The sequence below is a fragment of the Cyanobium sp. BA5m-21 genome, assembly GCF_024346235.1.
Taxonomy (GTDB): domain Bacteria; phylum Cyanobacteriota; class Cyanobacteriia; order PCC-6307; family Cyanobiaceae; genus Cyanobium_A; species Cyanobium_A usitatum.
On the sequence record NZ_JAGQCO010000061.1, the window covers coordinates 1 to 10,715 of the forward strand.

11 protein-coding genes are annotated in these 10,715 nt (G+C 57.4%); 7 read left to right on the forward strand and 4 right to left on the reverse strand.

Going from position 1 to position 10,715, the window contains the following annotated elements; translation table 11 throughout:
- Positions 1-374, forward strand: a 374-nt coding sequence (locus KBY72_RS12865) for a transposase (RefSeq protein ID WP_254993748.1), incomplete at its 5' end; no start/stop codon positions are given.
- A gap of 368 nt (positions 375-742) precedes the next feature.
- Positions 743-1,651 carry a hypothetical protein gene (locus tag KBY72_RS12870; protein WP_254961559.1) on the forward strand — a complete coding sequence of 303 codons (909 nt, stop codon included), beginning with the start codon at positions 743-745 and terminating at the stop codon, positions 1,649-1,651.
- 594 nt (positions 1,652-2,245) lie between these two features.
- Here KBY72_RS12870 and KBY72_RS12875 read toward each other — a convergent pair.
- From KBY72_RS12875 to KBY72_RS12885, 3 genes are all read right to left on the reverse strand, one after another.
- Positions 2,246-2,425: a hypothetical protein gene (locus KBY72_RS12875; RefSeq protein WP_254961558.1), complete on the reverse strand. Its 180-nt coding sequence runs from the start codon at positions 2,423-2,425 to the stop codon at positions 2,246-2,248.
- Positions 2,426-2,741: 316 nt separating this feature from the next.
- Positions 2,742-3,065 (reverse strand): hypothetical protein, encoded by a 324-nt coding sequence (locus KBY72_RS12880; protein ID WP_254961557.1) that lies wholly within the window; start codon positions 3,063-3,065, stop codon positions 2,742-2,744.
- A 206-nt stretch (positions 3,066-3,271) separates the two neighbouring features.
- The gene (locus KBY72_RS12885) at positions 3,272-3,853 is read right to left on the reverse strand and encodes a sigma-70 family RNA polymerase sigma factor (RefSeq protein WP_254961556.1); all 582 of its coding nucleotides are present in this window, start codon (positions 3,851-3,853) and stop codon (positions 3,272-3,274) included.
- A gap of 413 nt (positions 3,854-4,266) precedes the next feature.
- On the opposite strand from KBY72_RS12885, the gene hsdR reads away from it, so the two are divergent.
- The 5 genes from hsdR to KBY72_RS12910 are packed head-to-tail and all read left to right on the forward strand — an operon-like array spanning position 4,267 to position 10,462.
- On the forward strand, positions 4,267-6,717 hold the full coding sequence (gene hsdR, locus KBY72_RS12890; protein ID WP_254993749.1) for an EcoAI/FtnUII family type I restriction enzme subunit R: 2,451 nt from the start codon (positions 4,267-4,269) through the stop codon (positions 6,715-6,717).
- Positions 6,718-6,720: 3 nt separating this feature from the next.
- Complete coding sequence (locus tag KBY72_RS12895) at positions 6,721-8,178, forward strand: type I restriction-modification system subunit M (protein WP_254961555.1); 1,458 nt, start codon at positions 6,721-6,723, stop codon at positions 8,176-8,178.
- Entirely contained in the window at positions 8,175-8,969 is a 795-nt protein-coding gene (locus tag KBY72_RS12900) for a restriction endonuclease subunit S (RefSeq protein ID WP_254961554.1), read from the forward strand. The genes KBY72_RS12895 and KBY72_RS12900 overlap by 4 nt, the downstream gene beginning before the upstream one ends.
- A 32-nt stretch (positions 8,970-9,001) precedes the next feature.
- Positions 9,002-9,898: a restriction endonuclease gene (locus KBY72_RS12905; protein WP_254993750.1), complete on the forward strand. Its 897-nt coding sequence runs from the start codon at positions 9,002-9,004 to the stop codon at positions 9,896-9,898.
- 9 nt (positions 9,899-9,907) lie between these two features.
- Complete coding sequence (locus tag KBY72_RS12910; protein ID WP_254961551.1) at positions 9,908-10,462, forward strand: DUF4236 domain-containing protein; 555 nt, start codon at positions 9,908-9,910, stop codon at positions 10,460-10,462.
- A gap of 4 nt (positions 10,463-10,466) precedes the next feature.
- Here the strand turns inward: KBY72_RS12910 and KBY72_RS12915 are convergent.
- A partial coding sequence (locus tag KBY72_RS12915) for a hypothetical protein (RefSeq protein WP_254993751.1) occupies positions 10,467-10,715 on the reverse strand: 249 nt, incomplete at its 5' end.

Genomic DNA, 10,715 nt, shown 5'->3' on the forward strand with positions numbered 1-10,715 from the left:
ACTGGCAGCGAGTCACCGAGATGCTGCGCAAGCAGTTCCCCACCGCTGTGCCGGTGATGGACGCCGCCCGTGACGACGTGCTGGCCTTCCTGCACTTCCCCCAGGAGCACTGGCGGAAGGTGTGGAGCACCAACCCGCTGGAACGGCTGAACAAGGAGATCAAACGCCGCACCAACGTGGTCGGTATTTTCCCCAACGACGCTGCGATCGAGCGGTTGGTGGGCAGCCAGCTGCTGGAGCAGCAGGAGGAATGGCAGCTGGAGCGCCGCCGCTTCTTCTCAGAGGCCACGATGGCCAAGATCCCGGAGCCAGAAGAGGCCCTGGAGCTCACTGATGCTGATCCGTCCGCCCAGCCAGACGAACCCATCAGCTGAAAGGCACCAGCTCCTCCCTCGATCTACACAAAACACATTGATCGCTGAGTTGCCAATTCAGCGATCAGGGTTCATAGTGGATAAACGGAGCTGCGCAATCAGCTTCCAAGCAGTCACCCTTTGACTGCACCTGTTCACCCTCCGGAAAGGGTCACAGGACCGCCTGAGTTACACCACTCAGAGGGGCGCTACCGCCAGCCCCGCATTAATCGCTGAAAACACCGCAAACATGAGCATCAGAGGGTGATGGCTTGCAGGGTGGTTCCAGCTGGCGGAACGCAACTAAAACCTGGTGCAGAACTGGGATTCCAATGAAAGGGCCAACTCGCTCTTCATATCAGTACATGGGTTATCGTATAAGCATATGAGTGGATCCCCTTGAAATGGCGACCGAAGAAGTCTCAGGCCGTATGCTCATAATAGCTATATTCATTTTCTTTGTAGTAGGAATATTGCTAATTGTCGCCTGGCCATTCTTTCTGGTAGTCGGATGCTTAATTGGGATATATTACTTTGTGAGAGCCAGATCCTTGAAAAGAAATATTCTCTCTGCAAAAATACTGGTTGATCGTGTGGCAAGTCAATACCAGGATGAATTTGGAGTCTTGCGAGACGATCCCGTAACATGTTTTAAATTTAGAGAAATCTTTTTGGATTCCAATAAGACGTTTCCATATATTGGGATTCGCTATGAATCAATCTTTTGGGACGAACGAATTAGGAATGGTGTTCGAGTCAAAACCATCGACTCCTCTCAGAACAGTCACTCTATTAAGGATATCAAGCCATTTTCTTCTGATCAACTCTCCGAGAAATTGCTTAGCCTACTAATCGATAAATTTATCAAGGAAAAAGGTATCGATATGCTAGAATCAAATTCACTTGACGAGAAAGTCTGCTCTATAATTTTTGAGAACTATCCCGAGGCAATATGGGCTGATGAAAGCGTTGCACAGATACATAAATCACTGGAGCCGTTGCAGACCACGTATAAAGCGTCCCAAACTAATGAACTCCTCGCAGCGAATAGGGCTTCGCTTGAGAAGTCTATTGCAATTCTACAGAGAGAAAGCAAGGATCTTTCTCAATACGCGGAAGAGGCTTGGACGGCAATTCACAAGTGCTATGAGTTTTTAGCTGTACCAGAGAATCTCAAGAAAGCATCAAATTACGAAACACAACCGCTAGAAATATATTCGCGACGACGTGAAATGAGGGATGGCTTTGCAGAAGTGCTGGCGATCAAGCAAGAGTATGATGCCTTAAGTGGGCGTTAAATTTCTTGATGGCGTGTAACTTCTAGCAATAATTTATACATGGCAGTGCTGATCCTCGCGCTCTAGTCATTGCACAAATGACAGAGGTTAAGTGATCGTCAGTAGCCTGACAAAAGCAAGAGCAGGATGTTGAATCATTGCGGTAGCTTCTTGCAGGAACTAGTGTGATTAACCGTTCATTTGATTCTTCTTTTGAAAAGAGCTGGTTCTCGCGACTACTTATAATCACTTATATCTGAAGAAGATCAACCAGATTTTCAGCGTCGTCAATGATCCTGTTCCGTCTCCCAGTGCTCTCAGGCTGTCTGGTGCCCACCCTGATGACACCCCGAACATTCGGGGCGTTTAAATGCTTTGCTGGCGGCCATTCAGGACTGTGAGGAGCAGTTTGGGACCTACTCCGACTCAGGGTTTTGGAGGTGTTTGGGCTTGGCGTTCCCCCCTCTGCCAGCAAAGTTGACGCCTCTCTACTTCGACCACCGGAGGTCTGTGCAGCAAGCAGACGCTCCAGCGGCCGCCGCGCAATCCCCGAGCAAGCGCGAGTGAGTTGAGCAAGGCCGCAGATCTGCTGGCGGCCTCGATCTGAGCTCGGCCCTAGACGGCCCAGCGCAGGGGCTCCTCCCAGCCGGCCTCTGGGCAGATCAGATCCCAGCAGCAGCCGATCGGCTGTGGAACCGGCAGGGAGAAGAGCACCAGCTGCTGGGCGACCTGCACTGGATGACGGCGCTGTGGCTTGCGCTGACGGGATCGGCAGGGATTGGTGGTGGCTTCCATGGCGAACTGGAGAAGAAACGCCCCCCTCCACGCCCCTGAGCCACGGGGTCAAGGTCACCGCTCAGGTGCTCGCCTTAGCCTTGACGCTGTGGCTCTGTCAGCCCACCGCCTCTGGTGGCTGCTGGCCGAGGGGCGGACCATCGGGGAAGTGCTCTCCGGCGCTGTGGACCACCGCCAACCCGCTCTGCCTTAGCTACCGCCGGCATGACCAGACGACCTGAGCTGGGCCTCGATTAGATGCGGAGTGAGCCCACTGCCGCACTGCACGCAACAAAGGAGAGAAGCCGGGATCAGTGCTCCCGGCGGGCCCTGGGCCTCAGGCCATCTGCAGCCTCAACTCAGCCAGCGCCTCACGACCAGCCTCCAGCTGGCAACGCTGCAAGAGCTCCTGCTGGGCCAGCAGCCGCTCATCGAGCTCATCCACCCGCGCCAGGCATTGCTGGATCGCGGGGATCACCTCCTCTTCCAGGATCGTGATCTCTTCCTCTCCATAGGGCTGCTCGATCCAGGTGCGGCGCAGCGGCAACCCGCGGCTACGGCGCAGGATCTCCTCCATCGAGCGCAGCGTGGATTCGAGCAGCAGGAACGGATCTTCCTCAGGCCTGCAGAACGGTGAGGCGGCAGCTGAACGAGAAGCCATGAAATCGGCGCCATGGGGCGCAGCGAAGGGACTTCCCGAAGCGGAGGCATGACGCAGGAATGCCTCAGACTGAGGAAGCCCGGAGCAAGCCACTGGTGGGCAAGACAAGGAATCAAAGCTTGTGTCTGTACGGACCGCAGCGGAACCCTGAGCAGGCGCGAGTGGGTGGAGCAAGGGGTTAAGGCCGCCAGAGGCGGCCCAAGGCCTCAGGCCTGGAGCAGCTTCCGCAGGGACTCGATTGCCTTCTTTTGGGCCCGCTGCACCGACATGGCGCTGATTTGCAGCTGCTCTGCCGCCTGCCGTAGCGACAGGCCCTCAAGGATGGTGAGCCTCAGGGCCGTGGCTTGCGGCGCAGGCAGCTGATCTACAAGCTGCTCCAGCGCCAAATCATCAGCGGGGCCGGCTGCTTCTTGCTCTGGGGCCGCTAGCTGATCGAGCAGGCACGGCTCGCCAACGGCGTGGCCATCAAGGCTGATGTGACCCAGGGGGCACAGACCCTGCTCATGCAGCCGGCGTGGAATGCGCACCAGCCGCACACGATCGCGCAGGTGATGCTGCAGGGCACCTGAGATGCAGCGGCGCAGATAGGGCTCCGCCGGCTCACCTGCTTTGCAGCGCAGCACTGAACGGAGCAGGGCTTCTCTAGCCACCTGGATCAGATCCTCCCGCTCAACCAAAGGGAAGAAGCGGCGGGCTACAGCTGAAGCAACGGCATCTGCCAGGGAGAGGTGCTCGAGCACCAAGGCATCACGGGCACGGAGGGCAGAGCGGGAAAGCGGGGCAGCCATCTGGGGACGGCAGAGAACCCCACCCCCAACGGCCTGCCGCAGGGATGTGACAAGGACGCCCCAACGGGGCGCATGGCTAGATCCTTGAGGCAGCGCGAGGACTGGACGAGGGATTTAGGTGGGTGTTTGACGGCCTAGTGGCAAGCCAATTCCTCCCGGTAGCCCTTGTGGCAGGCCAACCCAAGGTCGACCAAGGGCCACGAATCCCGGCTGAGGCACCTGGTCAGATGAGGAACTCAGGCCAGGCAACTCAGGCGAAATAAACGGTGAGGGCTGCGAAAGGTGGCGCCAATTAGCTGAGCCACCACAATTGGAAGCGCCGGAACCCCTGGAGCCCCATTGCTAGGCCAAGCGCCGCAGCTCAGCAGTAAGGCCTGCCTGCCGCCTCAGCACACGCTGCTCAGGGGACTGCAGTGAATAAGAAGGATCTAAGTGAAACCGATATCTGCGACCGGTTCATTACCCCGGCTCTGCATCAGGCGGGATGGCTGAAAGAGCACATCTTGCGGGAGCACTCCTTCACAGCGGGTCGAATCATCGTCCGCGGGCGGATGGTGACCCGGGGCCGTGCCCGTAGGGCGGACTATGTGCTGCTTTATCAGCATGTACCGATCGCTGTCATTGAAGCCAAGGACAACAGCCATGCCCTTGGTGATGGGATGCAGCAGGCCCTGGCCTATGCCGACTCGCTGCAGACACCTTTTGTGTTTGCCTCCAATGGCGACGGTTTCGTGTTCCACGATCGCACAGGTCAAGGCGAGCAGCTGGAAAGCACATTGACTCTCCAGGCTTTCCCGAGCCCAGAGACCTTGTGGCATAACTATTGCCACTGGAAGGGGTTGACGCCTGAGCAGGAGAGGGTGGCGCTGCAGCCATTTTTCGATGGTGGCAGCAAAAAAGATCCTCGTTACTACCAGATCAATGCGATCCAGATAGCAGTGGAAGCCATTGCTAGAGGACAGAAGCGCATCTTGCTGGTCATGGCGACCGGTACCGGCAAGACCTTCGTCGCCTTCCAGATCATCTGGCGGCTATGGAAGTCCAAGCAGAAAAAGCGGATCCTGTTTCTGGCCGACCGCAACGTGCTGATCAACCAGACGATGGTGAATGACTTCAGGCCATTCGGTCCAGCGATGGCAAAGCTAAGCACCGCCTCCAAGACGATTGAGCGGGCCGATGGTTCCTTGGAGACGATCGCAACAGCCATTAACAGCCAGCGCCGAGTGGACAGCTCCTACGAGGTGTACTTAGGTCTATATCAAGCGCTTACGGGACCCGAGGAGAGGCAGAAGCTTTACAAGGAATTTTCACCGGGCTTCTTTGATCTGATTGTGGTGGATGAATGCCATCGTGGCAGCGCAGCAGAAGATTCGGCCTGGCGAGAGATCCTGGAGTATTTCGCGGATGCCACCCAGATCGGTCTGACTGCAACGCCAAAAGAAACAAAATATGTATCCAACATTAATTATTTCGGCGAACCTCTCTATACCTATTCTCTCAAGCAGGGCATACGAGATGGATTCCTTGCTCCCTACAAGGTGATCCGCGTCCACCTGGATGTAGACGTGCAGGGCTACCGCCCGAAGCGAGGTGAAGTGGATGACCGTGGCTATGAAATAGACGATCGCATCTACAACCAGAAGGATTTCGATCGCACCTTGGTCATCGACGAGCGCACAAGCCGGGTGGCTAAATGGATCAGCAACTACCTCAGAGCCAGTGGCGATCGCTTCCAGAAAACCATAGTGTTCTGCGTAGATACCGAGCATGCCCAGCTGATGAGGCAGGCACTGATCAACGAGAATCAGGATCTAGTGAAGGCGAATTCCCACTACGTGATGCGGATCACGGGAAATGATGAAGAAGGGATGAAAGACATTGATAATTTCATTGATCCGATGGTGGCCTATCCGGTAATCGTTACGACTTCACGCTTGCTTTCCACGGGTGTAGATGCCCAGACATGCCGACTAATTGTGTTGGACCGGGAAGTGGGTTCGATGACCGAGTTCAAGCAGATCGTGGGTCGAGGCACACGTGTACATGCCGACAGCGAGAAGTACTACTTCACCCTGGTGGACTTCCGTAAAGCTACCAATCACTTTGCTGATCCTGACTTCGATGGTGAGCCGGTACAGATCTATGAACCTGGGGAAGACGACTCTCCGCTCCCTCCGGATGTTCCAAATCCACCTGATAGGGAAGACAGCCAGGACCCCATCGATGAAGAGGGCGAGGACACGACTGTTGGCGAACTAGATGATGACCCGTTTCCACCGGTCCCGCCGGGCGAGAAAAACCGGAAGTATTACATCAAGGGGAAGGCGGTCTCCGTCCTCACCGAGCGAGTGGAGTACCTGGATGAAAACGGCAAGCTCGTCACCGAGTCGCTGCGGGATTACAGCCGCAAGACGGTGAGGGAGCAGTACGCCAGCCTGGATGCTTTCCTGCGCCGCTGGCGGGGAGAAGAACGCAAGCAATCGATCATTGATGAACTGGCGGCAGAGGGACTGCTGCTGGAGCCACTGCAGGAGGAGGTAGGCAAAGACCTGGATCCTTTCGATTTGATCTGCCACATCGCCTTCGATCAACCACCCCTCACCCGGCGTGAGCGGGCCGCCCGGGTTAGGAAGGATGTGTTCAGCCTTTACGGGCCCCAAGCGAGGGCGGTCTTGGAAGCCCTGCTCGAGAAGTACCAAGACGAGGGGGTAGTGGGCGATCTGGACAATGTGAAGATCCTCGAAATCCCCCCATTCACCACCCTGGGGACTGCCTTCGAGTTGATCCAGGGGTTCGGCTCAAGGGCCGGCTTCCAGAAGGCGGTGCATGATCTGCAGGATTGCCTGTATTCGGAGGCGGCCTGAGCGATGTCGGCACGAACCACGGTCAAGTCCATCCAGGACATCATGCGCAAGGACGTGGGTGTCGATGGCGACGCCCAACGCCTATCCCAGCTCTGCTGGATGTTCTTCCTGAAGATCATCGACGACCAGGACCTCAAGCTTGAGGTGATGGAGGAGAGCTTCAGCTCGCCAATCCCCACCCACTTGCAATGGCGCCACTGGGCCAAGGATCCAGAGGGCATTACCGGGGATGAACTGCTGGAGTTCATTAACCAGGAGCTCTTCACCTATCTCAAGGAGATGCCCCTAAAGGGATCGCACCCAAATCGAGGCAAGGTGGTGCGAGAGGTGTTCCGAGACGCCTACAACTACATGAAGTCTGGGCAGCTGCTTAGGCAGGTGATCAACAAGATCAATGAGGTCGATTTCAATAATCTGAGCGAACGTAAGCACTTTGGTGATATTTATGAGCAACTACTAAATGACCTGCAAAGTGCTGGCAATTCAGGGGAGTACTACACACCTCGTGGTGTCACCAGCTTCATGGTGGACCGCATTGACCCGAAACCCGGTGAACTGCTGCTGGATACCTCAGTAGGCACAGATGGCTTCCTTACCTGTTCGATTCGGCACATGCGTGATCACTCGGTGAAAACGGTTGCCGATGAACAGGCGATGCAGGCAGGCCTGCGGGCGATGGAGAAAAAGCAGCTGCCCCACATGCTGTGCATCACCAACATGCTCCTGCATGGGATTGAAGATCCCAGCTTTGTGGAGCATGACAACAGCCTCACCCGTCCTTATGCCAGCTATGGCAAGAGCGACCAGGTGGACATCATCTTGACCAATCCGCCCTTCGGAGGGCAGGAGGAGGATGGAATTCAGGACAACTTCCCGGTGCAGTTCCGCACCAGGGAAACCGCCGATTTGTTCCTGGCTCTGTTCATCCGTTTACTGAAGCCAGGCGGGCGGGCCGCGATCGTCTTACCGGATGGATCCCTCTTCGGCGAAGGTGTGAAGACCCGCCTCAAGGAGCACCTACTGGAGGAGTGCAACCTGCACACGATCGTGCGGCTGCCGAACTCGGTCTTTAAGCCCTACGCCAGCATCGGCACCAACCTTCTGTTCTTTGAAAAAGGAGAGCCGACTAAAGAGATCTGGTTCTACGAGCACCGGGTGCCACCGGGCCAGAAGGCCTATTCGATGACAAAGCCGATCCGGGTGGAGCATTTCCAGGACTGCGTGGACTGGTGGGGTGGAGCCGAGCGCCAGAACCGCCAGGAAACCGAGCAGGCTTGGAGCGTGCCGATCGAGGCGATTAAGGCCCGCAACTACAACCTCGACTTCAAAAACCCCCACACCGTGGCCGATGACCACGGCGACCCAGCCGAGTTGCTGGCCCAACTGGAACTGGACGAACAGAAGGCGGCCGGCCTGCGCGATCAGCTCAAGGTGATCCTGGCCGAGGCGCTGCTGCGATGAACGCCAAGCAGCTCCTGCAGCACTTCGAGCGGATCAGCGAAGCACCCGATGCACTTCCTCGTCTACGCCGCTTCATCCTCGATCTTGCGGTGCGCGGCAAGCTGGTGGAGCAAGCACCCAGTGATGAAAAGCCTAAATGCATCAAGAGACAGTATGAGTCGGCCGATCCATTTAATCTGCCCAGTAACTGGGAATGGATTCAAATTGGCGACCAGTTAAACCTTCTGAACGGAATGGCGTTCAAGTCGACTGATTGGGGAACCACAGGCCTGCGTATCGTAAGAATCCAGAATCCAAACAATATAAATGCGGCGTTTAACTTCTGTGACCCCGTCATTGCACGGGAACGCTCGCTGATTGATGACGGCTCATTCTTAATAAGCTGGTCTGGTACTCCTGGAACGTCCTTTGGAGCGTTTATCTGGGAGCGCGGGCCAGCGGTTCTGAACCAGCATATATTTCGATGCGATTTCAAGACCCAGTCTTTCATCGCATCTTTTCTTCGGTTGGCAATCAACGGCCGACTCGACGAGATGATTTCCAAGGCGCACGGAGGTGTCGGCCTTCAGCACATTACAAAAGGAAAGCTGGAAGCACTCCTTATTCCCCTCCCTCCACTCGCCGAGCAGCACCGAATCGTCGCGAAGGTTGAGGAGCTGATGAACCTCTGCGATCAACTGGAGGCCCAAATCACTGTGACCGAGCAAGACAGCCGCCGCTTCCTTGAATCCGTCCTTGCTGATGCCCTTGCCCCTGGCATCGATCTCAGCGCAGAGGCCCAAGTTGCATGATCGAATTACCTTTACCCAAGTATCACGAGCTGATGCGGCCCATGTTGGAGGCCGTGACCGACGGGGAGCCCCACCACGTCAAGGCGGTGATCCAGCGCATGATGGATGTCTCCGGACTCACTGCAGAACAGCTGGCCGAAACCATCCCCAGTGGACAGCCGAAGTTCCGTAATCGCAGCCTTTGGGCCGCCACCTACCTACGCAAAGCCCAGGCACTTTCCACCCCGAAACGCGGCTGGGTGCAACTCGATGAGCGCGGCCGGCAGCTGCTTGCTGAACCAGGCCCTGTCACCCTCTCCAGGCTCAAACAATTCCCTGGCTGGGAGGAAGCCTGGGGAACAGACAAGTCAGAAGCAACTGATGGCACACCCCTTACAGAGGCCGCTCCCGAGGCTGATGTCACCCCGGAGGAGCAGATCGCCGCAGGCATCAGTCAGTTGGAAGCCGATGTGCGCGGGGAGTTGCTGCAGAGGGTGAAGGCGATCAGCCCAGAAGCCTTCGAGGCGCTGGTGCTCCAGCTTCTTGGTGCCCTTGGCTATGGCGTCGGCCCCGAGTCGCGCCAGGGAGTACAACGCGGACCCGATGGCGGCATCGATGGCCGCATCCATGAAGACCGCCTGGGTCTGGCCAGCATCTACATCCAGGCCAAGCGCTACCAGGAGCAGACGATCGGGCGACCGTTGATCCAAGCCTTCTACGGCGCCATGGGTGGGGTAGGCGCCAGCAAAGGCTTCTTCCTCACCACGTCCGGTTTCAGCAAAGATGCCCGCGATTATGCCAATGGGCTTGTGGACAAGCGGATTGTGCTGATTGATGGCAACCGTCTCACCCTGCTCATGATCACCGCTGGCGTGGGCGTTTCGGTGAAGGACACCTATGTGGTGCACCGGCTGGATGAGGACTTCTTCTCGGAATTCGAGGGGGTTTAGGCCGGCGCCATGGGCTTCCGTTTCCGCCGCTCCACCCGCCTGGGCCCGCTGCGCTTCAATTTCAGCAAGGGTGGATTGAGCTCGATCTCAGTGGGCGGGCGAGGCGCCTCGTTCAATATCCCCGTCGCCCGAAGTGGTGGTGCGCGCACCACGGTGGGAGTTCCGGGCACGGGCCTGAGCTGGAGCGTGGAGCATGCGCCGGATCGTCCAACCGTGATCCCTGCGGGGAGAGCGGAAGGGCTACCCAACAGCCGCCGGCTGCGGCCTGGGCAACTTGATGCACTGAAGCAGCAGTTGCTGGAAGTGCTTCGACAGGAGCTGCTTGCACCCGGCTCCACCGCGGAGCAGCTCTGGGACCTGGGCTTGGTGAGCCGTCTGCTTGCTGCTGGATCATTAGCTGCACGAACCGCTGGCCTGCTGGCTCTGATCGAAACGCCGGAGGCGATGGAGGCGTATGTATTGCGGGCCCAGGGGCAGGACGATGCCAAACGCCGCGCCCAGCGCTGCATTGAGGCGGTGCAGGAGGCCTCACGGCTGGCAACGGCCAGGGGCTGGTTGCGCTGACGGCTCAGGCCAGGCGCTCTTCTGATAGCTGGCGGAAGGCATCGTTCAGCAGCACCACCTCAGAAAACGACTGCTCGAGGTCAGAGAAGCGCTGGGGATCAAACAGCTGATCGAGATCGAAGCTGAGAATCGGCCGGATGCTGGCCGGCACGCTTAGGAAGTCATTGAGCTTGCGCAGCATCTCGGCAGCGCTGGCGTGGGCCTGCCGCAGCTTGAACTCCTCCGCCTCAAAGGCAGTCAACGCCTGCTGCAA